We start from the raw sequence: 24,598 nt of genomic DNA, 5'->3' as shown, positions 1-24,598 counted from the left end.
AGCGCCTGATGTCTGCCAGATCCACCCGCCAAGCCTTGCGACTGCCTTCCATCGACAGCCTGCTGCGCCATCCGGCCTGCCAGCCGCTGGCCGAACGCTATGGGCGCGACGCCTTGCTCGCCAGCCTGCGCCAGTTGCTCGACGATTTGCGCCAACCGGTCCTGGCAGGGCAACTCGACGCGGTCGAACTCACCCCGCAAGTACTGGCGGGCAGGGCGGGCGAGCGTCTGGCCAGCCAGCATCGCAGTCAGGTGCGTCGGGTGTTCAACCTCACTGGCACGGTCCTGCACACCAATCTGGGGCGCGCCTTGTTACCGCAGGAAGCGATCGACGCCGTGCAAATGGCTGCGCGCTATCCTTTGAACCTGGAGTTCGACCTGCACAGCGGTAAACGCGGCGACCGCGACGATCTGATCGAGGACCTGATCCGCGAGCTGACCGGTGCCGAAGCGGTGACCGTGGTCAACAACAATGCCGCCGCGGTGCTGCTCACCCTCAACAGCCTGGGTGCGCGCAAGGAAGGCATCATCTCCAGGGGCGAACTGATCGAAATCGGCGGCGCCTTTCGCATCCCCGACATCATGGCGCGCGCCGGGGTCAAGCTGGTTGAAGTCGGCACCACCAACCGCACCCATGCCCGCGACTATGAAGCCGCGATCGGCGCGCGTAGCGGCTTGATCATGCGGGTACATGCGAGCAACTACAGCATCGAGGGGTTCACCACCCGGGTGCCGACCGTCGAGCTGGCGCGCCTGGCCCATCAACATGGCTTGCCACTGCTTGAAGACCTTGGCAGCGGCAGCCTGCTGGACCTGACCCGCTGGGGCTTGCCGGCCGAACCGACGGTGCGCCAGGCCCTGCTTGATGGCGCGGACATCGTCACGTTCAGCGGCGACAAATTACTCGGCGGTCCCCAGGCCGGGTTGATTGTCGGCCGCAAGGACCTGATTGCACGGATCAAGAAGAACCCGCTGAAACGGGCGCTGCGGGTCGACAAACTGACCCTGGCCGCCCTCGAAGCGGTGCTGGGTCTGTACCGCAACCCGGACCGCCTGGCCGAGCGACTGCCCAGCCTGCGCCTGCTAACTCGTGCGCAAACCGACATCCTGGCCCAGGCCGAGCGCCTGCAACCGTCGCTGGCCACGCGGTTGGGCGCGGGCTGGAGTGTCAGCGCGGTGCCTGCGCTGGGGATGATCGGCAGTGGCAGCCAGCCGGTGGCACGCTTGCCGAGTGCCGCGTTATGCCTGCGCGCCAATACTTCCAAGCGTCAGCGCGGGCGCGCGCTATTGAATCTGGAACAAGCCCTTCGAGCCTTGCCGATACCGGTGCTGGGGCGTATCGATGACGACGCGCTGTGGCTCGACGTGCGCCAACTGGATGACGAACGGGCGTGGCTGGCGCAGCTTGAGCAACTGCAGGTGGAGGGCCGGGCAGGGTGATCGTCGGCACGGCGGGGCACATCGACCACGGCAAGACGGCATTGCTCGAGGCACTGACCGGGCAGGCCGGTGATCGGCGCCGCGAGGAGCGCGAACGCGGCATGACCATCGACCTGGGCTATCTTTACGCCGCGCTGGAGCCCGGTGCGGCCCTGACCGGTTTTATCGATGTGCCGGGGCATGAGCGCTTCACCCATAACATGCTCGCCGGTGCCCACGGCATCGACCTGGTGCTGCTGGTGGTGGCCGCCGACGATGGCGTGATGCCCCAGACCCGGGAGCACCTGGCCATTGTCGAATTACTGGGTATTCCCCGCGCCATTGTCGCGATCACCAAATGCGACCGGGTCGAGCCGTCCAGGGTGCAGGCTGTGCGCGAGCAGATTGCAACATTGCTGGCGCCCGGCCCGTACGCCGAGGCGCAGTTGATTGCGTTGTCGAGCGTGACCCTGGAGGGGGTACAGAGCCTGCGCCAAGCGTTGCTCAAGGCCCAGTCCGAAGTGCTGCAGCGCAGTCAGGACGGCGGTTTTCGCCTGGCCATCGATCGCGCGTTCAGTGTCCCCGGTGCGGGCATCGTGGTGACCGGCACCGCGCTGTCCGGCCAGGTTACGGTGGGCGACTCCCTGGTGCTCGGCCCCCTCGGCAAAACCGTGCGGGTTCGTGGCCTGCACGCGCAGAATCAGGCGGCCAACGTGGCGGTCGCCGGGCAGCGGGTCGCCTTGAACTTGAATGCCGAACGCCTGGCGTTGTCACAAATCCACCGCGGCCAGTGGTTGTCGGCGCCGTGGTTGCACGCACCGACCCAGCGCCTGGACATCGACCTGCAGCTGTTATCCGCTGAACCGCGTGCCTTCGAACACTTCGAAGCGGTGCACGTGCACCTGGGAACACGGGACGTCACCGGGCGGGTGGCCTTGCTGGAGGGTGACAGCCTGGCGCCGGGACAACGGATGTTCGCGCAACTGCTGGTGAATGCGCCGGTGCAAGCGGTGCTGGGCGACCGGTTGATCCTGCGTGACCAGAGCGCTCAGCGCACCCTCGGCGGCGGCAGGGTTCTCGATCCCTTCGCGCCCAGCCGCCACCGTCGTAGCCCCGAGCGATTGGCGCAGCTGACGGCATTGGCCGCAAGCACTCGCCTGGAAGACGCGCTGCCGGCGTTACTGGCCAACAGCGACAGCGGGCTCGATCCACAACAGCTTGAACGCCAGTTCAACCGCCCGCGCGCTACCTGGGTGCTGCCCGGCGACATACGCCTGATTGAAACCCGCCAGGCGCCGGTCTTGTTTAGCGCCAGCCGGTGGCAGGCATTGCAGGATCAATTGCAGCAGCACCTGGCGCGCTTCCATGAACAGGAACCGGACCACATGGGCCCGGATCGCGATCGCCTGCGCCGATTCGCCAGCAGCGCCCTGGATCGCCCGGTATTCATCAGCCTGCTCGAGCAATTGCTGGCCACCGGACGCATCGCGGCCAGTGGGCCGTGGCTGCACCTGCCGGGGCATGAGGTACGCCTGAGCGACGAGGAGCAAGCGTTATGGCTGCAATTGCAGCCGCGGTTCGATACCGCAGGGTTCAACCCACCGTGGGTGCGCGACCTGGGATACGACGAAGCCACTGTGCGCGCACTGCTGCGCAAAATGGCGCGCCTGGGCCTGTTGCATCCGGTGGTGCGTGATCTGTTCTACACCGACACGATGATCCGTCGCCTGGCGGCTATGCTGTTGCAACTGGCCGATGACAACCCGGTCATCGAGGTATCGGCCTTTCGTGATGCGGTGGGCCTGGGGCGCAAGCGCAGTATCCAGATCCTTGAGTACTTCGACCGACTCGGCCTGACCCGCCGCGTGGGCGATCGACGCCAGATCCGCCCGGACAATGCCCTGGCACGCAGGCCGAAAGATTGATCCGGGGTTCGTTTAAAGGAAGGTAATCGCGCCCGGTGGCGCGGCCGGGCTTCAAACCCGGTTGGGGACGGCATCCGTTCCCGGGCAGGTTCGACTCCGGCTACCTTCCGCCATTTTCCTTGAACATCGGTGCAGTAGCCAGCGGTGCTGCGTACCTGATCGTTCCCGCGCGCCGCGTGGGAATGCATCCTGTGACGCTCCGCGTCACCAGTGCGCACGGCTCACGTCCTGCGTTGTCAGCGGAACGCGGAGCGTCCCTGGCGACATTCCTTTACGGCGTATGCGAGCGATCACATCTGTTGCACCGCATTATCGTTTTTCGCCGACACGCCTGGCGCCTGCAAGGAAACGCATTGACCCCTCAAACCATGAAATCAGCGTCTATGCTGGGCTAACCGAATACTAGCCAGGAGACATCCATGGTACCCATGCCGCTGTCAGAGAAGGTCTTGTCCCGCGGGCTGCTCGACACCTTGATCCGCGCCGGACTGATTGTCGTACTGGTGCTGTTCTGCTTCGAAATTTTCCGTCCGTTTCGCGACCTGATGCTGTGGTCAATCATCCTGGCGATCACGCTTTACCCGTTGCAAGAACGGCTCCGGGGCCCGCTGGGGCGAAAAGACGGGCGCATTGCGACGCTGATCGTGCTGGTGGCCATCGTCATTCTCATGGTGCCGATCTACCTGTTGGGCACCTCGATTGCCGATTCGGTCGAAAACGCCATGACCGTGGTCCGCGATGAAGGTATCCGCATTCCGCCTCCCGCCGATTCCGTCGCCACATGGCCATTGGTGGGCAAACCATTGTCGGCGCTGTGGCTGCAGGCGGCCACCGACCTGCCTGGCCTGACGGCGAAATACATACCGCAAATCAAAGGTTTCAGCCTGTCGTTGCTGGGCAAGCTGGCTGGCGTCGGCATGGGTTTTCTGATGTTTATCTTCGCGCTGATCATTGCCGGGATCTTCATGGCCTACGGCGAAGCGGGTAGCCGCGCATCGGTACAGATCGCCTCGCGAATCAGCGGACCGGCAAGAGGCCCCCAGATAGCGACCTTGTGTACCGCAACCATCCGCGCCGTGGCGCTTGGGGTGGTGGGTATCGCGTTCATCCAGATGCTGCTGGTAGGGTTAGGATTTGTCTTCAAGGGCGTTCCCGGTGCCGGGCTGCTGGCATTGGCGGTGTTTCTGCTGGGCATCATGCAGTTGCCGGCAACGCTGGTCACAGTGCCCGTCATTGCCTATGTTTTCGCCACCGAAGGCGCCAGCACCGCGACCATCGTCTTTGCCATCTACGTCTTCGTCGCGGGCCTGGTGGACAACGTGCTCAAGCCCTTGTTGCTGGGGCGCGGTGTCGACGTGCCGATGCCGGTGATATTGATCGGAGCCCTGGGCGGAATGGTTACCGGCGGCATCCTTGGCTTGTTCATCGGCCCGGTGGTGCTGGCGGTCGGTTACCAGCTGTTCTGGCAGTGGGTACGGGAGCCGCCGGTGGTGGAGGAAAGGCTGTAGCGGATCATCCATGGGATCGACCGTTCAGGGACCGGCCAGATCGTTGGCGGGTTCCTGGTTCAGAACCCGAGATAGCAGCAGTAGACCAGGGCCAACGCGGCGGCGATTCCGAAGGACCTCAGTGCCTTGATGGTCGAGGGGTGCGCTGTCAGGGGGCTGATCAAGCGTTGCAGGCGCGGATCCGAATAGGCCACCGGCTGATAGCGTCCCTGCATGATTGCCAGATAGGTATAGCGAAAACCGATCAACAGGAACAGGCTTGCCAGGCTGAGGACCAGGGCGGCAAAGGTTGTCGTTTCACCTTTCGCTACCGGGTGTTCTATATCGCAGGCAGCGCTATCGTCCTGCACGACAGTGATTTGCCCATGTTCGGTCGAGGCCCGTGTTCCTTCATTGAGCAGCCTGTCCTGTTGTACCAGGTCCAGGGTCTGGTACTGCCAAAGTGTCGAAGAGCCTTCCCGGCAGTAAGTGAACGTTCCCGGGTGTGGGGCGGCAATGATGCACGCGTCGTCGATCCCATGCTTTTTCAGGGTTTCGATGGCTGTTCTGGTGAAATCCAGATCGAGGATAGGAGCAATTCCTGTAGCCGAAACCGCGCCCGAGACCAGCAGACTCCCCACAACGCTGATAGTTGAAGTTTTCAAGGCTGTATCTTCCTGGTTTTTATTGGCGTTATGTCAGGGACGCGGAGCTTGAATAAACCTGCAAGTAGTGGAGTCTAGAACGCGTTAGTCACTTTGAGAAGCATACGCATTTAAAAAATCTACACTGCAAGATTTTGCTCTCGCAGGTGTAGGGAAATGCACGGGCCAGACTATTGACAGTCATCGGCGACGGCCTTCTCGGCCCGTTGGATTTCCTGTTTCATGTCGGTGGTGATGCGCTGTTCCTTGCGTTCCTGACCGAGGAACTTCTGCTCACCCCGAGACTTGACCTCCGCGTCTTCAGCATGGATCTGCGCTTCGATGGCGGCAGAGTGCTGATCGATCACCGCGTCAACCTCGGCTTCGTTCTTTGCAGTATCCAGTGCCGAAACCAGTTTGCCAGCCTCGGCTTTTTCGGCCTCGGCATAAGCCTCGACCGACAACCCGGCGGCCAGTGCCCGAGCCTGTACTTCCAGATCCTTGAGGTGCTGGCGCGCTAACGCACATACCGCTTCCTGGCGCTGACTCTGCTGCGCTTTCCAGTTGTTAAATCCATAGACAGTAGAACCGATGATGATGATCGTTGCAGCGACCCCCAGTAATTGGCCTTTCACATTCCATCCCCTCGAGTGGCCGGCGAAACAGCCTTTTGGCAATGATTGCCCGAATCCATCCGGAGAATGAAAAGCGTAGCAGACTGGGTGAGACTCAAGGTCCCTCCAGTTTGTTGTACAGGATTTTGAGGACAAAGCGGGTGCTTACAGTGGCTGACTTGCGCTCGGCTCGTTGGCGCAGCACCAACGATTTCGTCCTTGTTGTTTTGCCACATAGAGCAGGGCATCAGCGGCTTTGATCAAGCTGGCCGGCGTCACGCTTTCAAAACTCGGGCGGGCAGTGGTGATCCCCGCGCTGGCCGTGACCTTTCCCAGGGGATGCGCACAATGCTCTATGTGCAGTGCTCGAATGGCTTGCAGAATTTCTTCGGCAACCTGTGCTGCGCCAGCGCTATCGGTGTTGGGAAGCAGCACCGTGAACTCCTCTCCACCGTATCTGACGGCCAGATCCCCCGGTCGCTTGACCGCCTGCTGGATCGCCGTCCCTACGGCGCCCAGGCAATCATCGCCGGCAGCGTGCCCATAGCTGTCGTTGTAGCGCTTGAAGTAATCGACATCGAGCATGATCAATGAAAGCGTGGACCCTTGGCGCGCAGCCAGGCGAATCTGCTCTGGCAACGCAGTATCCAGGCGTCTGCGATTGCCCAGGCCCGTCAGGCTGTCGGTCAGCGCCATGTCGCGCATGGCCTGGTGTGCACGGCGCAATTTTCTTTCCGTCACCATTCTCTGGCGCAACTGACTCAAGACGATGAGTCCGAACACCGCGAGTACCCCGATCAGAACCACCAGCACCCACCCGGTTTTCAGTAGATCACGGCGCCAGGGGGCGATGATGGAGTCACGGGAAAGTCCGGCTTCCACCACCAGGGGATAGGTGGTCAATGCGCGGTAGCCGTACAGGCGTTCGGTGTCGTCCACGACGGCCTTGACTTCGGCGATGCCTTGGCTGGCATTGGGAAGATAACGCTTGAAAATCTCGCTGTCCGCCAGGCTCTTACCCACCACGGATTCAATGAAGGGACGCCGTACCAGGATGGTCCCGTTGCGCATGGCCAGCACCAATGCACCCTTGTCATCGATCTTGAAGTCGCCGTAGTAGTCGACGAAGTAGCTGACCTTGATCGTTCCAAGAAGCACGCCGGCGAAGCTTCCATCCAGATTGTTCAAGCGACGAGAGATGGGGATGATCAAGTCGTTGGTGGATCTGCTCTTCACCACCTCGCCGATGCGCACGTTCTTATCCTCGTGCGTGCGGTGATACTGGAAGTAATCGCGGTCGGCGTTGTTGGCGGGTTCCGGCGTGGTTTCCTTATCGGTGACGATCCATTGGCCGTCCGCGCCGTAGATGAACAGGCCGTGCAGTTGCGGCATGATTTTCGATTGCTGGGCCAACAGCTTATGAATGCGCGGGACATTGATGTTCTGTAGTCCGTCGCCTTCCACCCGTTCACCGAGGGTGCCGGTCAGTACATCCACTTGCCGAATGGCATCTTCGGCGTGCTGCGCAGTAGCGCGCGCCAGGTTCGTCACCGAATCGCGGGCAGAGTCGAAGGTTGACCGGTAATCGCGCCACATTCGCCAACCCTCGACAGCGATGAACGCCAGGACCACCACCAGCATGAAACTCACGGTGAGCCGGAAGACAGCGCCAGCGCGCACGTTTCTTACAAAAACAGGTCCGTCATCGCCCTCAACCATGGGCGGCTGCTTGCTTCCGGGCATCAACATCTCCTTTCGCGAGCGGTCTCCACGCCGCACGCCATCTTCAGCCTGCTCAGATACGCCGAAGGACCTGGACTAGACAAGACCGACAAATGACAGAATCACCAGGACGATCACGACGGCACCGACGATGTAGATAATATTGTTCATCAAGACCACCTCTGAATCTAAAGGGGTTGCGACACCTTGGTGTCTAGTACAAAAGACATCTTGGTGCGCACTTGCGTTCCGCAACCCGCTCGCACAGAACGCGCGAAAATCGGTGACTCGTGCGGGCGTCGGCCTGTCCCACTGACAATAGCAGTCGATAACGCCCTGTAAGCCCAGGCATTTATCGCAGGCGCCAAAAACAACTCCAAGATGGCCACACCCTATGCACCCGTTACGACAAAGCCTGCACAACGAACTGCACGCACGCCCGTCACTGTATTTCGATGAGCCGGCCCATGTGTTTCACCTGGCTTTCCTCGGCAGCGAGCAGGTGTGCAATACCTTTCTTCAAGACTGCTGCCTTGCCTCCCTCGATCTCAAGGCTGCCCAAGGCATTACCCAGCTTGATGGCCACGCGCTGAAGTGGGAGCGTCATACCGAGTTTTTCACCTTGACCCTGGTGGTCACGTCCTCGGGCGATGAGTTGTCCTGGACGGCGCTGCCCGTTGTACTGGCGCGAAAAATCCAGGCGTATTTGCCGACCCTGATCAATTCGGTACAGATCGTTGTGCGTGGTGAAGCGCAGCTGGAACTCTCGCGCTACGGTTTCAAGGACCCGTGCGGTTCCTGCGTGGGGGGAGGCGATGCCGTGGTCTGGAGTGATTTCCGGATCAGCGAGGATGGCAGTAACCACTTGTTATTCATCAACCGGCGCCTGAATGCCTACCGCCAGGGGCGGATGATTCGCCGCCTCCTGGAAATCGAGACTTACCGGATGATGGCCTCGTTGTCCTTGACCATGGCCAAGGACTTGAGCGCCCAGCTCGATGTGTTCGACAAGACCCTGGTCACCCTCTCCGAACGCAATGCAGACCCTGCCGGCAGTCATGCCAAAGCCCTGCTGGCGGATATCTCCAACCTTTCTGCCCAGGTGGTCAGCACGACGGCGAAAACGCGCCACCGCTTCAGTGCCACCCAGGCCTATGCGCAATTGGTGTTCGAACGCCTGGGTGAACTGCGAGAAAGTCATGTCGGTGATTGCCAGCGCCTTGGCGTGTTTATCGAGCGTCGCTTCAAACCCACCGTCAGGTATTGCACGGCTACCGAGCAGCGACTCGAGCATCTGGCTGAAAGCGTGGCCAATCTGGGCGACCTGTTGCAGGCACGGGTCCAGGTGGAGATGGAAGAGCAGAACTCGGAAATTCTCAACAGCCTGAACGCCCGCGCCGATGCCCAGATCAAGATCCAGCGAGCAGTGGAAGGTCTTTCGATCATTGCCATCAGCTACTACCTGCTGAGCCTGCTCAAGCTGGGTTACTCGGGGCTGCACCTGCTCGGCGTGGCGCTGACCCCGCGCGAGGCCATGTTGGCCATGGCGCCCCTTGCGATCGGGATTCTTGTCTGGATCATCCTGCATATCAGGAAAGTCAAAGAGCATTGAGGCAATGACGCGTATGCTCGGTTTTCAATGTATATCCATTTACGCGGCAACGGCCACTAAGGTTTCGCCCTTACTGTAGGAGCGAGCATGCTCGCGAAAAACCTGAGAGCGCCGCGGGGTATCAGGTGCCCAGCGTCATCGTTAACGACCATCGTCGGAACGCCGCCCGGAGCATGCTCGCTCCTACATGGGGATCCAGGTTCACCCGTAACAGTCAGGTCGGCTTTAAGGCCGCCTCGCTTTGCTGTTGATCGCGAGCGCCCCGTTAACCACGATGGCCGAACGCAGGCATTGCGCAGTGGGTAAACCGGCAGGACGCCGGTTTAGCCGCGCTGGGCCAGGGATGGCCCATCGCGGCGACCCACGGAGCAATGCCTTCGTTCTGGCATGCCGAGCCTAAGCGAGGCACCGAGTGGTGGGGAAAAGCCTTTTGCTTCCTTTTTGGCGTTTGAAAAAGGGAGTCGCCGTAAGGGCGAAACCATAAGTGGCCGTTACCGCAGCAATGGATATGTACGCAGGCAACCAATTTCACACAGGGCTTTCTGTGACGCCCCCGCATCACCGTTGCGCACGGCTCAATTACGATGACGTGGGGAGTCTGATACCCCGCAGTGCCCTCAGGTTTCTCGCGAGCATGCTCGCTCCTACAGGTCCTGCCTTCCTAGGCACTGGCATCGGCTTCATGCGCATCGGCGAAGGCCATGAGCACGTCCAGGTCCAGCACATCCAGCTTGATCCGCGAGATGAAAGCAGAGAAGGCGAGGTTGGCGGCGAGCAACCGTAGATCGGAGGCCCAGGCCGGCAGATGGACTGGCCCCTGGAGCCAGCCGGACTCGAAGAGCGGGGCCAGGCGCACGGTGTCCCCCAGGCTCAGGCGCCCGGCGAACAGATAGCCGACCAGTTCCGGTCGGTTGTCGCGGATTGCGATGCGCAGCAGGGTGTGCACGCCAAGCAAACCGGTCAGGTACGCCGCATCCTTGGTGAACGCCGAACCGCCGTGCAGACTTGCGCCGCGAAACACCCGCTGGGTCGAGCGGAAGGATTCCTCCTGGGTCTGGCCGGCAGCGAGAAAACCTTCGAACACCTGGATGAAATCGGCGCCATCGAGCGCCTGTTGCACCGCGAGCACACGCAAGGCGAGGCGACGCAGGCGGTTGATGTCCATGCTGCCGGTGAACAGCTCGGCGAGGGTGGCGATACCTTCCTGGGTCTGGGTGGTACGCGGCGCGCCCAAGCCAAGACTCTTGAGGTTCGATTGCAGCGCGCCGTTCTGCGCCGTCGCGACATGCACGAAAGCCTCGTGCTGCAATAGCTGGTTCTTGTCCAGTTGCGAAAACAGCGCACTGGCCCGCAGGCGAATACGGCTCGCCCCGGCGATGGCCTTGGCGGCCAGGGTCGGGTCGAGCACCACCGTGATCCGGCCCGGGCCGAAGAAACGATCCAGTTCCGGTTGCATCCAGGCGGCGAAGGCTTCGGCCGGGATCTCAGCGGGGCTTGGAGGAATCCGCGCTCCGCCCAGAAGGGCGTCGGTGGTCTTGAGGAAGAAGTGGGCCGCGTCCAGCATGCTCAGGTTCAGGCTCGGATAGTAGAAGTCCGGACGTCGATACAAGGCTGACGAATACTGGGTAAAGGCGGGCGTGCCTATGGCACCGAGCATGTGCCCGGCCGTGGCATAGCTGCGCGCGGTCATGGCCAGGTGGCGCCCAGCTGGATGACCCTCATCGCAGCGGCCGATAAAGGCTTCGAGCGCACGAATGTCGGCGCCGTGATCACGCGGGCGCAACTCGACCCTGGGCAGTTGCGCTTGTCCCGCGCGCCAACGGGCCAGGAAATCTTCCTCGACCCCCTCCGGCCAGGCAAGGGCATCCAGCACGCGGATCTTGCGCACCAGACCGGGCAGGGCGGCATCGAGTTCGGACAGGGGAGCGCTGCTCATGCACATCTCCATGGGCAATCAGGTTCAACGGTAAAGCTTAGTCGGTGCCGAGGCGTCGCGGTGCGACGGTGCAGTCTGAATCGCCAGCGAAACACGCTTTTCAAACTACACTGAAAATTTGTTGAAACCGCCCAGTGATAAAAGACCGCTGCCTCGGCCTGCCTCAAAGGGCCCCACGTAGACGCGGCCGTGCGAGGATGACTGCATGCAAGGCACAGCAGAGCAAAAGCGGGCACGGGTACTTGATCCGGTCGATCGCGTGACGGAAGTGATCTTTGGCCTGCTCATGGCAATGACCTTTACCGGAACCATCAGCGTGGCGACATCTGGCCAGGAAGCGGAACGCACGATGATGTTCGCAGCGTTGGGGTGCAACCTGGCCTGGGGCCTCGCCGACGCAGTAATGTATTTACTGCGCAGCCTGATCGAGCGCACGCGCAAACGTACGCTGTTTACCGCCCTGAGCGGCGCAGCGGATGCGGCAACCGGGCAAGCGCTGATTGCCGATGCACTGCCACCGCGCCTGGTCGCGGCGGCCGGCCCCGAAGAGCTGGAGTCGCTGCGTCTGCGCCTGGTCAAATTTGCCAACACCTCGGTGCAGCCGCGCCTTACCTGGGACGACATCTGGGGCGCGATCGGGGTGTTCCTGTTGGTGGTGGCATCGACATTTCCCCTTGTGGTGCCGTTTCTGTTGCTCGACCAGACAGCGCTTGCCGTTCGCCTGTCCAACCTGGTCGGGCTGGTGGTGCTGTTCCTCGCCGGTTGGATACTGGCGCGCTATGCCGGCGCAAAACCTTGGGTTGGCGGCGTTGCGATGGCGGTCACCGGTGCCGTGCTGATCGTCGCGATCATTGCACTCGGTGGCTGAGCAGCCAGCAATCACACTGCTTACCTATAGACAACCTGTTTTCCTGAGGTCTTGGTCATGGCAAAGGACAAAAAGAAAGCCGCTAAGGGTTATCCCGCAAAAAGCCTGAAGCTGAAGAACAGCGATTACCTTGAGCAACTGCGCCTGCTGCATGTCGAGTTGGTCAAATTGCAGGAATGGGTAAAGGCCAAGGGCATCAAGATCTGCATTGTCTTCGAGGGGCGCGACGGCGCCGGCAAGGGCGGGACCATCAAGGCACTGACCGAGCGTGTGAGCCCGCGGGTGTTTCGCGTGGTGGCGCTGCCAGCACCGACTGATCGGGAAAAAAGCCAGATGTATGTCCAGCGCTACCTGCCGCACCTGCCTGCGGCCGGCGAGGTGGTGATCTTCGATCGCAGTTGGTACAACCGTGCGGGCGTGGAGCGGGTGATGGGGTTCTGCACTAAGGAGCAGGTTGACGGGTTTCTGAAAACGGTGCCCAACGTGGAGCGGGCGATTGTCGATTCAGGCATTATTTTGCTTAAGTATTGGCTGGAAGTCAGTCCTGAGGAACAGACCCGTCGGCTGGAAGAGCGTATCAAGGATGGGCGCAAAATCTGGAAGCTCACCCCCATGGATCTCAAATCCTACAGCCGCTGGTATGACTACTCGCGGGCGCGTGACGACATGTTCCAGGCGACCGATACCGAGCACGCCCCCTGGTTGGTCGCCAACTCCAACGACAAGCGCCGCGCGCGCCTGAACATCATTTCTGATTTGCTCAGCCGTGTTCCCTATGAGGACGTCGCACGCGAGAAGGTGGTGCTACCCAAGCGGCAGAAGCCTGGCGGTTATCGCGAACCGGATTATCCGCTGCGGCGAATTCCTGAAAAATTCTGAGGGGCACCTGCCGCGGCGCTATGCCGGACACTAAAGGCCATAGACCCATGAGCCAATCGGATACTTCGCCGCCCACCCCGGAACCCGGTCGGATTGCACCTCGCGATAGCGGCGACGGCAACGGCTGGAGCCGTTGGCTCCCCGGGCTTGTTACGCTGCGCAAGTACCAGATGGCCTGGTTGCGCCACGACATCATGGCCGGCCTGGTGCTCACCACCATGCTGGTGCCCGTCGGCATCGCCTACGCCGTGGCGTCAGGCGTGCCCGGCATCTATGGCCTGTACGCGACCATCGTTCCGCTCATCGCTTATGCACTGTTCGGCCCCAGCCGGATCCTGGTGCTGGGGCCGGATTCCTCGCTGGCGGCCGTGATCCTTGCGGTCGTCGTGCCACTGTCGGGCGGCGACCCTCATCGCGCCGTTGCCCTGGCGAGCATGATGGCGATCGTGTCGGGCGCCGTGTGCATCCTGGCCGGCATCGCGCGCCTGGGGTTCATTACCGAGCTGTTGTCCAAGCCGATCCGCTACGGCTATATGAACGGGATCGCCGTGACGGTATTGATCAGTCAATTGCCGAAACTTTTCGGCTTTTCGATCGAGTCAGACGGTCCGTTCCGAAACCTGTGGGCCATCGCCAGCGGGATAATGGATGGCAAGACCAACTGGACCACCTTCATGGTAGGAGCCGCCACCCTGGCGGTAATCCTGCTGCTCAAAGGACACAAGCGGATCCCGGGCATCCTCATCGCCGTGGCAGGCGCGACCATCGCCGTGGGTGTGCTGGGCCTGGCCAAGGGCGCAGGTGTGGCGGTCCTCGGTGCGCTTCCCCAAGGTTTACCAGCGTTCGCGATCCCCTGGATCACCCGCGACGACCTGGTCCCGGTGATTATCGGCGGTTGCGCCGTCGCCCTTGTCTCGTTTGCCGACACCAGCGTGCTCTCGCGGGTCTACGCGGCGCGCACCCGTACCTATGTCAACCCGAACCAGGAGATGGCGGGACTCGGTTTTGCCAATCTGGCGGCGGGGTTTTTCCAGGGTTTTCCCATCAGCAGCAGTTCTTCACGCACGCCCGTGGCCGAAGCCGCCGGCGCCAAGACCCAGTTGACCGGCGTGGTCGGCGCACTGGCGGTGGCCGTGCTGTTGATGGTGGCGCCGAACCTGCTGGAAAACCTGCCCAACAGCGCACTGGCAGCCGTGGTGATCGCCTCGGCCATTGGCTTGATCGAAGTTACCGACCTGCGACGCATCTATCGTATCCAGCGCTGGGAGTTCTGGCTGTCGATCGCCTGCACCATTGGCGTCGCCGTGTTCGGGGCGATCGAGGGTATCGCCCTGGCTATCGTGATCGCCGTTATCGAGTTCCTGTGGGATGGCTGGCGGCCGTACTCCGCAGTGCTGGGGCAAGCCGAGGGGGTCAAGGGCTATCACGACATCCAGCGTTATCCGAACGCGCACCTGATCCCCGGTCTGGTCCTGTTTCGATGGGATGCGCCATTGTTTTTCGCCAACGCCGAACTGTTCAACGAACGCGTGCTGAACGCCGTGGCGGCCTCGCCCACACCGGTGCGCTGGTTGGTCGTGGCGGCGGAGCCGGTCACCAGTGTCGACGTGACCTCGGCCGACATGTTGGCAGAGCTCGACGACACCCTGCACGCGGCGGGCATCAAGTTGTGCGTGGCGGAAATGAAAGACCCGGTCAAGGACAAACTCAAGCGCTTCGGTCTTTTCGCAAGGTTTGGCGAATCGGCGTTTTTCCCCACGGTAGGGGATGCAGTCGACAACTATCTCATGATGCACCCCGAGCAATAGCTGGCGGGCTGGAAAGGCAGGTAACGGGCGCCGCGCTTGTCGCCCGGCGCTGTAAACGCCGGACGTTTGCCGTCCGTCAGCCCAGATCAGCCCAGATCAGCCCAGATCAGCAGCCTGATGCCGTTCAGGCACCTGGCTCGCCTCATCCCCCCACGTCCGGTTGACGCGCTGGCCGCGGATGACCGCCGGTCGATTGGCGATTTCTTGCGCCCATCTTTGCACGTGGGTGTATTGGTGGGCCGATAGAAATTCGGCAGCCGAATACACGTTGTTGCGCACCAACTGGCCGTACCAGGGCCAGACCGCGATGTCGGCGATGGTGTAGCGGTCACCGGCCAGGTAGGGGCTTTGCGCAAGTCGACGGTCGAGGACATCCAGCTGCCGCTTGGTCTCCATCGTGAAGCGGTTGATCGGGTATTCGAGCTTCTCCGGTGCGTAGGCGTAGAAGTGCCCGAAGCCGCCGCCCAGGTAGGGTGCCGAACCCATTTGCCAGAACAGCCAGTTCAGGGTTTCGGTGCGTCCCGCGAGATCGGTGGGCAGGAAGGCGCCGAACTTTTCCGCCAGGTAGAGCAGGATCGAACCGGATTCGAACACGCGCAGCGGCGGCTCGACGCTGCGATCCAGCAGCGCCGGGATCTTCGAGTTCGGGTTGATCTCGACAAAGCCACTGGAAAACTGTTCGCCCTCGCTGATGCGGATCAGCCAGGCGTCGTATTCGGCGCCAGTATGCCCAAGTGCCAATAGCTCCTCGAGCATGATCGTCACTTTTACGCCATTGGGCGTCGCCAGCGAATACAGTTGCAACGGATGCTTGCCTGTCGGCAGTGTCCTGTCATGGGTGGCGCCTGCAACAGGGCGGTTGATATTGGCAAACTCGCCGCCAGAGGGCGCATTGTTTTTCCAGACCTTGGGCGGAACATAAGACGTTTTGCTCACGTGATAGACCCCATAGTTCGTTGTGATGACGTTGACCGGGGGTAAAACAGTATGTCGCCGGGGCGCTTCGAGCAACTGCTGTCGATTTCGCAGAGGTCCATTCGACCAGGGTTCAGGGAATGCATCTGGTTCGGTGTTCCCTGGGCAGGAACTTTCACGAAGGCGAATCAGGAGAAGAGCATGCGCAAGCTTATCGTTGCCGCTTTCATCAGCCTCGATGGCGTCATTCAAGCACCCGGCGGGCCTGATGAAGACACCAGCGGCGAATTTCGCTTCTGTGGCTGGATAGTGCCTTACTCGGACGAGGCTTCTGGCCAGGCTGTACGGGATCTGTTCTCACAACCATTCGAGTTGCTGCTGGGGCGTCGTACCTACGACATATTTGCGGCGTACTGGCCGCGGATAAACGCCGAGGCGCACAACTACATCGCCGATCTGTTCAACGCCGTGCCCAAGCATGTGGCCACCCATCATCCCGATACGCTCGATTGGCACAACAGTCATGCGTTGCAGGGCAACCTTGCCGACGCAGTTTGCGCGCTCAAGCAACAGGACGGTGCCCAGCTGTTGACGCAGGGCAGCGCCGACCTGGTGCGCCAACTGCTGACAGCAAGGTTGGTGGACGAGCTTCGGCTGATGACTTTTCCGGTTGTCCTCGGGTCAGGCAAGCGTCTGTTCGATGATCATGCACAAGCCGCGGCCTTCACGCTTGAACACTCGAAAAGTACACCTCGCGGCGTGTTGATCAGCCGCTACGTGCGCAGCGGCGAGGTGCGCACGGGATCTTTTGAAGAGGTAAAACGGCAGTGAGCGCAAAGTGCTCCCGGCGACGGCTCGTTGAAGGAGAAGGTCTGATCAGAACAATTCCCGGGTGTAGGTGATGTACACCCGGTTCTCATCGATATCCCTGCACAGACCCGTGCGCTTGAAGGCCAGGCCTCAATCCGGTTTCTTTTTCAGCCGGTAAGCCAGTGCCGGTCGCGTCATTCCGAGCAGGCGCGCCGCTTCCGAAACGTTCTGCCCGGCGCGCTCCATGGCTCCTTGCAGGAGTTGCTCTTCCATGGCTTCAAGGCTCACGCCAAGATCGAGCAGGCGGCCCACCCACTCATCGGGGGGCGCCAGCTTCTGGCTGATCAAAGCACCTTCGCTCGACAGGCCAATACTATAGGCCTCGTCGGACTGGTGCGGGAATAGTGCCTCAACGGAAATGCTCTGATTGCTGTCCGTGATGATCACACCACGCTCGATGAGATTTTGCAGTTCGCGGATATTGCCTGGCCAGTCATAACGCAAGCAGGCCTCGCTGGCGCGATCGGACAGGCCGAGGGTTTTTTTCTGGTAGCTCTGATGCAGTTTCTCAAGGAAGTGCTCAATCAACAGCGGGATGTCTTCGCGACGCTCGCGCAACGCGGGCACCCGCACCGGGTAGACGTTCAATCGGTAGTAAAGGTCGGCACGAAAACGTCCTTCCTTCACCGCCTGAGCGAGATCCTCATGCGTTGCGCCGATGACGCGCACATCCACAGTGCGCGTCTGGTTATCGCCCACCCGTTCCAGCTCGCCCTCTTGCAAAACCCGTAGCAGGCTGGCTTGGGCACGAGGCGTCAGTTCGATGATTTCATCAAGAAACAAGGTGCCGCCATGGGCGCGCTCGAAGCGACCCATACGCGCTTGTTGAGCGCCGGTGTAAGCGCCTTTTTCGACGCCAAACAGCTCCGCTTCAATCAGGTCTGGCGAAATGGCCGCGCAATTGAGGGCTATGAAAGGGCCTCCAGCGCGCTCGCTGCGCAGATGCAGACTGCGAGCGATGACTTCCTTGCCGACACCGGTTTCACCCAACAGCAAGACCGAAGCCTTGCCTGGGGCGACTTTGTCGATCAGGTCGCAGGTCTTGCGGTAGATCGCAGACCGGCCGATGCCGTAAAACTGGCCTGCACCCAGTTGCAGGCGCTGGTTCATGTTCTCGACTTGTATCTGCAGGGTGTGCAATTCATCGATGATTGAATCACTCTGGAAGTAGCGCATGAACGTGTCGGCATCCTCCCATTCCTCGGCGGGCTTGCCGATAATCCGACACATCGTGTCCCCGCATCCCCGGCAGCTGACCTCCTTGTAAATGATCTGCCGGCCGATGAAGAACGACGAGTAGCTGATTGCATAGCCCAGGAGCATCCAGCAAATCGGCTGATCGGAATGCAGTTGTTCACTCTGATGGTTTTCCACCTCGAAAGAGTCTATCCACTCGATGTCGGCATAAAAGGTTCCGGCCTCGATATCGATGTCCATCTTCAACGGATGCACCTTGACCATGCCCTTGAGCGAGTGCAGTTGCGGTCCGATCAGGAACATATCGATGTCACTCGCATTGGGTCGCAGCTTTCGGGCCAGCTCCGCGTCCTTGAGCCCGGACTGGTAGCCCAGGCGAAGAAAAAAGCCCTTTGCTCGTTCTGCGCCGACCATCTCGATCAGCTCTCTGCGAAACGATGCCATCGCTGAAACCTGCATCAGCATCATGCGTTGCTCATCGAGCCAGATTTTTCCTTCGCTGCCGAGGAAGTGCACGCGGTCGGTCAGGTCCTTGAGCTGTGCGGAATGCTCGGAGGCCCGGTATTTCATACTCATGAAAACAACACCCCTATGTCTTTTTGTTTGTGGGGATAACAGGGCTCCCTGCACCCAGGCTGGGGCGTGACCGAGGGACCGTGTCAGGTACTGTGTTGAAATTTCCTATATAGAACGTCCCGAATTTCACTTGAAAGTCAAATGGATATTAAGCAGCTGAGCATGGGGTTTGAGGTTCTACCTCACAAGCCATCCGGGGTGACTCCAGTCTTCGCATCGCTGATTCCTCATTTGCTCGAACCCTCTGCCCGGGATTGATCAAATCATCAATACGTCAAGGCCGGTACAGCCCGGTGAGTGCCACGCCCGCAACGATAAACGCTTCAGGCTCTAACGTAACCAACTGTTTTTATTGGGGTTAAAAGTTATTCCAGATGCCAGCTGCAGCGCTGGCACTCATGTTGCTCTGTATCCCTGCATGACAACAAGGGAGATCCCGAGCATGAACCCACCTGGCAGCACCTTCGATCAAATGCCGCGCTACGTCCGTGTGCGCAGTGAGCCAGACGCTGCCTTTGTCGAGTTCGATTTCGCCATCGGCTTTCCCGACCTGTATGTCGAGCTTGTCATGCCGCATCAGGCATTCAGGCAATTTTGTGAAACCCACCACGTCCAGCACATGGACGCGCAGATGTCCCAGGCCCTCGACGCCGATGCGCACAAGTGGCGCTACGGCGAAACCCGTGGCGCCGCAGGTGACCAGGCCCCCCAACAATAATTACAGGAGTCCACACCATGAGTGTCGAGATCAAGACGACGACCGTCGAGACGATCCGCAACACCTTCAGCCACACCCGTCGCCGCTTTGGCGACAAGGTAGCGAGCCGATATCAGGAAGCGAGTTTCGACCTGGAGTCGGCGACCAATTTTCATTACCGGCCGTTGTGGCAACCGGACAAACTGCTCAATGACGCCACCCGCACTGCGGTGGTGATGGCTGACTGGTATGCCGTCAGCGATCCTCGCCAGTACTACTACGGCGCCTACGTCCAGGCCCGGGCCAAGATGCAGGAAAATGCCGAGCATGATTACGCGTTCTGCGAAAAGCGCGACATGCTTGCCGGGCTGTCCCAGCGCAATGTGCAGTTGATCAGCAGGCTGTTGTTGCCGCTTCGGCACGCCGAGATGGGCGCCAACATGAACAACAGCAGCATCGCCGCCGACGGGTTCGGCACGAGCGTCACGCAAATGCACATGTTCCAGGCCATGGATCGCCTAGGCATCGCCCAGTACCTCTCGCGGATCGGCCTGATGCTCGATGACGGCGACGTGTTGCTGCTGGCCGAGGCCAAGCAACAGTGGCTCGGCGACCCGGCATGGCAAGGGCTTCGCCGCTACGTCGAAGACACCCTGGTAGTTCGCGACTGGTTTGAATTGACCCTGGCGCAAAACCTGGTCAGCGATGGCCTGGTGTACCCGCTGCTGTTCCACAAGCTCGACGAGCAACTCTCGGCCAACGGTGCCGGCCAGGTCGGCATGCTCACCGAGTTCATGCGCCTGTGGTTCGCCGAAAGCCAACGCTGGGTAGACGGGCTGCTCAAGACCGTGATCAACGAAAGTGCCGCCAACAAGGACCTGGTGCAAGGCTGGGTCGATCATTGGAGTGCCCGTTGCGTGGAGGCACTCGAGCCCCTGGCGGCCCTGACTCTCGATACGTCCGCGCTGGATACCGTGTGCACCGAGTTCAGCGCACGCCTGAAGAAAATCGGCCTGACAGGAGCCCGTCCATGACTTCCCTCGTCTACATCAACCTGCAGGACACCGACTACGCGCGCTCGATTGTCGACGCGATCGTCCAGGACAACCCCCATGCCGAGATTCAGCACCAGCCGTCGATGATCCGCATCGAGGCCAGGGGCCGCCTGGATATCCATCGCGAGACTGTCGAGCAACTGACCGGCAGCCCCTGGGACATCCAGGAAATGCTCATGTACGTCATCACCCTCGGCGGCAACGTCGTGGAAGAGGACGACAGCTTCTCCCTCCACTGGAACAACTGACCGCCGGTTTCAAGCCGGGGTTTGATCCATTACAAGAATACGGGAGCGCCATCATGGCCGTGAAAAAACGCCTTAATGCCAAAGAAAAATACCGCTGCATGACCCGTGACCTCGACTGGGAGCCCAGCTACCAGACCCACGAGGACATCTACCCGCACGAACGTTTCGAAGGCATCAAGATCACCGATTGGGACAAGTGGGAAGATCCGTTCCGCCTGACCATGGACACCTACTGGAAATACCAGGCCGAGAAAGAGAAAAAACTCTACGCGATCTTCGACGCCTTCTCGCAAAACAATGGGCATACCACGCTGTCGGACGCCCGCTATGTCAATGCGCTGAAGCTGTTCCTGTCCGCTGTGACACCGCTGGAATATCAGGCCTATCAAGGATTCGCCCGGGTTGGACGACAGTTCAGCGGTGCCGGTGCACGAATTGCCTGCCAGATGCAGGCCATTGACGAACTGCGCCATGTGCAGACCCAGATTCATGCAATGAGCCACTACAACAAGCACTTCAACGGTTTGCATGATTTCGCCCATATGCATGACCGCGTGTGGTTCCTCTCGGTGCCCAAGTCGTTCTTCGAGGACGCGCGGACCGCGGGGCCGTTCGAGTTCCTCACGGCCATCTCGTTTTCGTTCGAGTACGTGCTGACCAACCTGCTGTTCGTTCCTTTCATGTCCGGCGCCGCATTCAACGGCGACATGGCCACCGTGACCTTCGGCTTCTCCGCACAATCGGATGAGGCCCGCCACATGACCCTGGGCCTTGAGGTCATCAAGTTTTTGCTCGAGCAACACGAAGACAATGTGCCGATCATCCAGCGCTGGATCGACAAGTGGTTCTGGCGTGGTTACCGCTTGCTGACCCTGGTCGGGATGATGATGGACTACATGCTGCCCAACAAGGTGATGTCCTGGTCCGAAGCCTGGGGCGTGTATTTCGAAGAGGCGGGCGGGGCATTGTTCAAGGACCTGGAGCGCTACGGCATTCGCCCGCCCAAGCATGTCGAAGAAGCCAATATCGCCAAGGATCACGTCAGCCACCAGGCCTGGTCGATCTTCTACCAGTACAGCCAGGCGACCAACTTCCATACCTGGATGCCGACCGACGAGGAACTGGACTGGCTCTCGTCCAAGTACCCGGACACCTTCGACAAGATCTACCGCCCACGGTTTGAGCACTGGCGCGCGCTCCAGGAGAAGGGCGAGCGTTTCTACAACCCGACCTTGCCGATGCTGTGCCAGATCTGCCAGATCCCGCTGTCGTTTGGCGAGCCGGATGACCAGACCACACTCAGCCACCGCAGCGCCGAGCACGAAGGTGAGCGTTATCACTTCTGTTCCCAGGGCTGCTGCGACATTTTCCAGTACGAGCCGACCAAGTACATCCAGGCCTGGCTACCGGTGCATCAGATTCTGCAAGGCAACTGCGGTGGCGCGGATGTCGAGTCGGTGGTGCGCGACTACTACAACATCAACCCCGGCCAGGACAACTTGGAATACCTGGGCTCCACCGAGCATCGGCGCTGGCAGGACTGGCACCCCAATGATCGTCACAGCGCGCCGGCCAATCCCGTCGACCCGGATCTGCTCAAGACCGGCTGACGCCCTGCGCCGAAGCGGGCCTGCTGGTCCGCTTCAAACCCACCTGACAGGAAGGACAAAATCATGCCCGTGACCTCCATCGGAGCCTATGAGGCCCAACCCCTGGATCGCCAGGAAAACTTCCACGGCCTGCAACTGGTGTACCTGTGCTGGGAGAAACACCTGATGTTTTGCGCCCCGTTCACTTTCCCGTTGCCACCGGCAATGCCATTCGCGGACTTCATCGAGCAAGTGGTCAAGCCCTCGATTTCCCAGCACCCGGATGCCAGTCGCGTGGATTTCAGCCAGGCGCTATGGCGCCTGAACGATCAACCGTTCAAACCCGACAATGCGGCAAGCCTGATCGATAACGGCATCGACCATAAAAGCCTGCTGCACCTCGCTACTCCGGGCTTGAACGGCATTGCCGGCACCTTCAACTGAGGACACGGTGATGAGCTACCAAGTAACCATCGAGCCTACGGGCGAAACAATCGAAGTGGAGGAGGGCCAGACCATTCTCCAGGCAGCGTTGCGCCAGGGCGTCTGGCTGCCCTTCGCCTGCGGACATGGCACCTGCGCCACCTGCAAGATCCAGGTCCTTGAAGGCGAAGCGGATCTGGGTGCGGCGTCCTCGTTTGCACTGATGGATATCGAGCGTGACGAAGGCAAGGTCCTGGCGTGTTGCGCCATTCCGCAAAGCGACATGGTGATCGAGGCGGACATCGACGCCGACCCGGATTTTCTCGGGCACCCGGTCGAGGACTTCCGCGCAGTGGTCAGTGCGCTGGTGGACTTGTCGCCGACCATCAAGGGCGTGCACCTCAAGCTCGATCGACCCATGGCCTTCCAGGCCGGGCAGTACATCAACCTGCAATTGCCTGGCGTTGAAGGCACTCGGGCGTTTTCGCTGGCTAACCCGCCAAGTCGCGCCGATGAAGTGGAACTGCACGTGCGCCGGGTCGAGGGCGGGCGGGTCACCGGCAGGATTCACGATGAACTGAAGGTCGGAGACAGGGTGGAATTGTCCGGGCCGTACGGGCAGTTTTTCGTGCGCACCTCGCAAAGCGGAGACTTGATATTCATCGCGGGCGGCTCGGGATTATCCAGCCCTCAATCGATGATTCTCGATCTGCTGGAGGCAGGGGATACGCGCCAGATCGTGCTGTTCCAGGGGGCGCGCAATCGCGCGGAGCTCTACAACCAGGAACTGTTCGAGGCATTGCAGCGCGACTACGCCAATTTCACCTACGTACCCGCGCTCAGCCAGGCAGAGGACGATGTCGATTGGACGGGGTTCAAAGGCTACGTGCATGACGCCGCGAAGGAGCATTTCGAGGGCCGCTTCAGTTCGCGTAAAGCCTACTTGTGCGGGCCACCGGTGATGATCGATTCGGCCATTACTTGCCTGATGCAAGGGCGGCTGTTCGAGCGCGACATCTTCATGGAGCGCTTCTACAGCGCCGCCGATGGCGCCAGCGAAAGCACTCGCTCAGCGTTGTTCAAACGCATCTGAGTTTACCCGCAACACACAACGCCGGACGCTGCTGACCTCCCGAAGGTCGGCAGGGTTTCGGCTGACTATAAAAACAACAAAAGGGTCATCAACCTATGAAAGCCGTACCGCGTAACAAGCGTGGCAATTGCCTGTGCCGTGCCGCAGTGAGCCTGCTGGCGGTGGTCAGTGGCGGGGCGCTGGCCACCGAAAACGGTGGATCTTCCTACCCGATGGGGGCGGAAAACTACATGTCCGGTGCCATGCCACCGCCGGGCTTGTATTCGCAGTTCTATGTCGGCCACTACGAAGCCGACTCGCTACGCGACAATCGGGGTGACAAAGTGCCTGTGGACTTCCGCGTGCGGGCCAACTCCATTGCGCCACGACTGATCTGGGTCACCGAGCAGCAGGTGCTCGGTGGCAACCTGGCTTTCCACGCCATCGTGCCGTTGGTAGACCTCAAGGTTGAGCTCAATGGCCAGTCCCAAAGCAAACAGGGATTGGGCGACATCATCTTCGGGCCGGCGCTCGGCTTTCATCACAGTGAGAAGCTACACAGTATTGTCGCCGTGGATTTCATCGCGCCGTCCGGTGAATACGACCGCGGCGACCTGGCCAACCTCGGGCGCAATTACTGGGTGGTCGAACCCGTGGTGGCGGTGTCTTACGTCGACCCCAATGGCCTGAACGTCGACGCGAAAATCATGTATGACTTCAACCGCCGCAACCCCGCGACCGACTACCGTTCCGGCTCGGAACTGCATGCCGATTACGCAGTGGGTTGGGGCCTGGGGAATGGCTGGGTGGTGGGCGTGGGCGGTTACATCGTTCAACAGACCACCGATGACCGACAAGACGGTGAACGGGTCAAGGACAACAAAGGCAGGGCGATAGCGATTGGCCCGTCGGTGAAATATACGAGCGATAAAGGCTGGTTTCTGACCGCCAAGTGGGAGCAGGAAACCCAGGTTCGCAACCGCGCGGAAGGTAATGCCTACTGGATGAAATTGACCGTCCCCTTTTGATCGGTGTCCATCGCG

The 24,598-nt window shown here is 60.6% G+C and carries 21 protein-coding genes and 1 tRNA gene; 16 read left to right on the top strand and 6 right to left on the bottom strand.

What is annotated here, in order from left to right; translation table 11 throughout:
- Window positions 1–8 precede the first annotated feature (8 nt).
- From selA to QLG10_RS14040, 4 genes are all read left to right on the top strand, one after another.
- A complete protein-coding gene (gene selA / locus QLG10_RS14055) occupies window positions 9–1,439 on the top strand; it encodes an L-seryl-tRNA(Sec) selenium transferase (protein WP_282487556.1) in 1,431 nt (476 codons plus the stop codon).
- Window positions 1,436–3,343: a selenocysteine-specific translation elongation factor gene (selB, locus tag QLG10_RS14050; protein ID WP_282487555.1), complete on the top strand. Its 1,908-nt coding sequence runs from the start codon at window positions 1,436–1,438 to the stop codon at window positions 3,341–3,343. The genes selA and selB overlap by 4 nt, the downstream gene beginning before the upstream one ends.
- Before the next feature lie 17 nt (window positions 3,344–3,360).
- Window positions 3,361–3,456, top strand: a tRNA-Sec gene (locus QLG10_RS14045).
- A gap of 306 nt (window positions 3,457–3,762) precedes the next feature.
- Window positions 3,763–4,851, top strand: coding sequence for an AI-2E family transporter (locus QLG10_RS14040; RefSeq protein ID WP_248677430.1), 1,089 nt, complete (start codon window positions 3,763–3,765; stop codon window positions 4,849–4,851).
- Window positions 4,852–4,910: 59 nt separating this feature from the next.
- On the opposite strand, the gene QLG10_RS14035 is transcribed toward QLG10_RS14040, so the two are convergent.
- From QLG10_RS14035 to QLG10_RS14025, 3 genes are all read right to left on the bottom strand, one after another.
- On the bottom strand, window positions 4,911–5,495 hold the full coding sequence (locus QLG10_RS14035) for a hypothetical protein (RefSeq protein ID WP_110754888.1): 585 nt from the start codon (window positions 5,493–5,495) through the stop codon (window positions 4,911–4,913).
- A 170-nt stretch (window positions 5,496–5,665) separates the two neighbouring features.
- Window positions 5,666–6,109 (bottom strand): hypothetical protein, encoded by a 444-nt coding sequence (locus tag QLG10_RS14030; RefSeq protein WP_110754887.1) that lies wholly within the window; start codon window positions 6,107–6,109, stop codon window positions 5,666–5,668.
- 144 nt (window positions 6,110–6,253) lie between these two features.
- Window positions 6,254–7,831 carry a sensor domain-containing diguanylate cyclase gene (locus tag QLG10_RS14025; protein ID WP_110754886.1) on the bottom strand — a complete coding sequence of 526 codons (1,578 nt, stop codon included), beginning with the start codon at window positions 7,829–7,831 and terminating at the stop codon, window positions 6,254–6,256.
- A gap of 373 nt (window positions 7,832–8,204) precedes the next feature.
- Between QLG10_RS14025 and QLG10_RS14020 the strand changes: the two genes are divergently transcribed.
- Window positions 8,205–9,422, top strand: coding sequence for a DUF3422 domain-containing protein (locus QLG10_RS14020; protein ID WP_282487554.1), 1,218 nt, complete (start codon window positions 8,205–8,207; stop codon window positions 9,420–9,422).
- A gap of 661 nt (window positions 9,423–10,083) precedes the next feature.
- Here QLG10_RS14020 and QLG10_RS14015 read toward each other — a convergent pair.
- Window positions 10,084–11,358, bottom strand: coding sequence for a flavohemoglobin expression-modulating QEGLA motif protein (locus QLG10_RS14015; protein WP_179053765.1), 1,275 nt, complete (start codon window positions 11,356–11,358; stop codon window positions 10,084–10,086).
- Window positions 11,359–11,563: 205 nt separating this feature from the next.
- Between QLG10_RS14015 and QLG10_RS14010 the strand changes: the two genes are divergently transcribed.
- Genes QLG10_RS14010 through sulP form a run of 3 tightly spaced genes read left to right on the top strand, consistent with a single transcriptional unit; the run spans window position 11,564 to window position 14,913 of the window.
- Window positions 11,564–12,226 carry a VIT1/CCC1 transporter family protein gene (locus QLG10_RS14010; protein WP_248677433.1) on the top strand — a complete coding sequence of 221 codons (663 nt, stop codon included), beginning with the start codon at window positions 11,564–11,566 and terminating at the stop codon, window positions 12,224–12,226.
- 57 nt (window positions 12,227–12,283) lie between these two features.
- Window positions 12,284–13,105: a polyphosphate kinase 2 gene (ppk2, locus tag QLG10_RS14005; RefSeq protein ID WP_110754883.1), complete on the top strand. Its 822-nt coding sequence runs from the start codon at window positions 12,284–12,286 to the stop codon at window positions 13,103–13,105.
- Window positions 13,106–13,152: 47 nt separating this feature from the next.
- Entirely contained in the window at window positions 13,153–14,913 is a 1,761-nt protein-coding gene (gene sulP, locus QLG10_RS14000) for a sulfate permease (RefSeq protein WP_282487553.1), read from the top strand.
- A gap of 96 nt (window positions 14,914–15,009) precedes the next feature.
- On the opposite strand, the gene yghU is transcribed toward sulP, so the two are convergent.
- The gene (yghU, locus tag QLG10_RS13995; RefSeq protein ID WP_282487552.1) at window positions 15,010–15,849 is read right to left on the bottom strand and encodes a glutathione-dependent disulfide-bond oxidoreductase; all 840 of its coding nucleotides are present in this window, start codon (window positions 15,847–15,849) and stop codon (window positions 15,010–15,012) included.
- Window positions 15,850–16,029: 180 nt separating this feature from the next.
- On the opposite strand from yghU, the gene QLG10_RS13990 reads away from it, so the two are divergent.
- Window positions 16,030–16,659 (top strand): dihydrofolate reductase family protein, encoded by a 630-nt coding sequence (locus tag QLG10_RS13990; RefSeq protein WP_282487563.1) that lies wholly within the window; start codon window positions 16,030–16,032, stop codon window positions 16,657–16,659.
- Window positions 16,660–16,788: 129 nt separating this feature from the next.
- Here the strand turns inward: QLG10_RS13990 and QLG10_RS13985 are convergent, their stop codons facing one another.
- Window positions 16,789–18,471, bottom strand: coding sequence for a sigma-54-dependent Fis family transcriptional regulator (locus QLG10_RS13985; protein WP_282487551.1), 1,683 nt, complete (start codon window positions 18,469–18,471; stop codon window positions 16,789–16,791).
- Window positions 18,472–18,913: 442 nt separating this feature from the next.
- Here QLG10_RS13985 and QLG10_RS13980 point away from each other — a divergent pair, with 442 nt between their 5' ends.
- The 7 genes from QLG10_RS13980 (at window position 18,914) to QLG10_RS13950 (ending at window position 24,583) form a co-directional block, all read left to right on the top strand.
- Window positions 18,914–19,189: a phenol hydroxylase subunit gene (locus tag QLG10_RS13980; protein WP_110754878.1), complete on the top strand. Its 276-nt coding sequence runs from the start codon at window positions 18,914–18,916 to the stop codon at window positions 19,187–19,189.
- Window positions 19,190–19,206: 17 nt separating this feature from the next.
- Window positions 19,207–20,202, top strand: coding sequence for an aromatic/alkene monooxygenase hydroxylase subunit beta (locus tag QLG10_RS13975; protein WP_248677436.1), 996 nt, complete (start codon window positions 19,207–19,209; stop codon window positions 20,200–20,202).
- Window positions 20,199–20,471, top strand: a complete 273-nt coding sequence (locus tag QLG10_RS13970; protein WP_020800814.1) for an MmoB/DmpM family protein — start codon at window positions 20,199–20,201, stop codon at window positions 20,469–20,471. Before QLG10_RS13975 ends, QLG10_RS13970 begins: the two co-directional genes overlap by 4 nt.
- Window positions 20,472–20,524: 53 nt before the next feature.
- Window positions 20,525–22,081, top strand: a complete 1,557-nt coding sequence (locus tag QLG10_RS13965) for an aromatic/alkene/methane monooxygenase hydroxylase/oxygenase subunit alpha (RefSeq protein ID WP_110754876.1) — start codon at window positions 20,525–20,527, stop codon at window positions 22,079–22,081.
- Window positions 22,082–22,144: 63 nt separating this feature from the next.
- Entirely contained in the window at window positions 22,145–22,504 is a 360-nt protein-coding gene (locus QLG10_RS13960; protein ID WP_188263842.1) for a phenol hydroxylase subunit P4, read from the top strand.
- A 10-nt stretch (window positions 22,505–22,514) separates the two neighbouring features.
- Complete coding sequence (locus tag QLG10_RS13955) at window positions 22,515–23,576, top strand: phenol 2-monooxygenase domain-containing protein (RefSeq protein WP_282487550.1); 1,062 nt, start codon at window positions 22,515–22,517, stop codon at window positions 23,574–23,576.
- A 95-nt stretch (window positions 23,577–23,671) separates the two neighbouring features.
- The gene (locus tag QLG10_RS13950) at window positions 23,672–24,583 is read left to right on the top strand and encodes a transporter (RefSeq protein WP_188263844.1); all 912 of its coding nucleotides are present in this window, start codon (window positions 23,672–23,674) and stop codon (window positions 24,581–24,583) included.
- The last annotated feature ends 15 nt before the right edge of the window (window positions 24,584–24,598 follow it).

Source organism: Pseudomonas sp. V98_8 (assembly GCF_029967975.1).
GTDB lineage: Bacteria > Pseudomonadota > Gammaproteobacteria > Pseudomonadales > Pseudomonadaceae > Aquipseudomonas > Aquipseudomonas umsongensis.
This window is presented reverse-complemented; position numbering and strand designations above follow the sequence as displayed.

Bases quoted from the DNA above. Each gene is read 5' to 3' on its own strand.
- selA (WP_282487556.1), top strand. From the start codon at position 9: ATGTCTGCCAGATCCACCCGCCAAGCCTTGCGACTGCCTTCCATCGAC.
- QLG10_RS14040 (WP_248677430.1), top strand. From the start codon at position 3,763: ATGGTACCCATGCCGCTGTCAGAGAAGGTCTTGTCCCGCGGGCTGCTC.
- QLG10_RS14025 (WP_110754886.1), bottom strand. From the start codon at position 7,831: ATGCCCGGAAGCAAGCAGCCGCCCATGGTTGAGGGCGATGACGGACCT.
- QLG10_RS14020 (WP_282487554.1), top strand. From the start codon at position 8,205: ATGCACCCGTTACGACAAAGCCTGCACAACGAACTGCACGCACGCCCG.
- QLG10_RS14015 (WP_179053765.1), bottom strand. From the start codon at position 11,358: ATGAGCAGCGCTCCCCTGTCCGAACTCGATGCCGCCCTGCCCGGTCTG.
- QLG10_RS14010 (WP_248677433.1), top strand. From the start codon at position 11,564: ATGCAAGGCACAGCAGAGCAAAAGCGGGCACGGGTACTTGATCCGGTC.
- ppk2 (WP_110754883.1), top strand. From the start codon at position 12,284: ATGGCAAAGGACAAAAAGAAAGCCGCTAAGGGTTATCCCGCAAAAAGC.
- sulP (WP_282487553.1), top strand. From the start codon at position 13,153: ATGAGCCAATCGGATACTTCGCCGCCCACCCCGGAACCCGGTCGGATT.
- QLG10_RS13990 (WP_282487563.1), top strand. From the start codon at position 16,030: ATGCGCAAGCTTATCGTTGCCGCTTTCATCAGCCTCGATGGCGTCATT.
- QLG10_RS13985 (WP_282487551.1), bottom strand. From the start codon at position 18,471: ATGAGTATGAAATACCGGGCCTCCGAGCATTCCGCACAGCTCAAGGAC.
- QLG10_RS13980 (WP_110754878.1), top strand. From the start codon at position 18,914: ATGAACCCACCTGGCAGCACCTTCGATCAAATGCCGCGCTACGTCCGT.
- QLG10_RS13975 (WP_248677436.1), top strand. From the start codon at position 19,207: ATGAGTGTCGAGATCAAGACGACGACCGTCGAGACGATCCGCAACACC.
- QLG10_RS13970 (WP_020800814.1), top strand. From the start codon at position 20,199: ATGACTTCCCTCGTCTACATCAACCTGCAGGACACCGACTACGCGCGC.
- QLG10_RS13965 (WP_110754876.1), top strand. From the start codon at position 20,525: ATGGCCGTGAAAAAACGCCTTAATGCCAAAGAAAAATACCGCTGCATG.
- QLG10_RS13960 (WP_188263842.1), top strand. From the start codon at position 22,145: ATGCCCGTGACCTCCATCGGAGCCTATGAGGCCCAACCCCTGGATCGC.
- QLG10_RS13955 (WP_282487550.1), top strand. From the start codon at position 22,515: ATGAGCTACCAAGTAACCATCGAGCCTACGGGCGAAACAATCGAAGTG.
- QLG10_RS13950 (WP_188263844.1), top strand. From the start codon at position 23,672: ATGAAAGCCGTACCGCGTAACAAGCGTGGCAATTGCCTGTGCCGTGCC.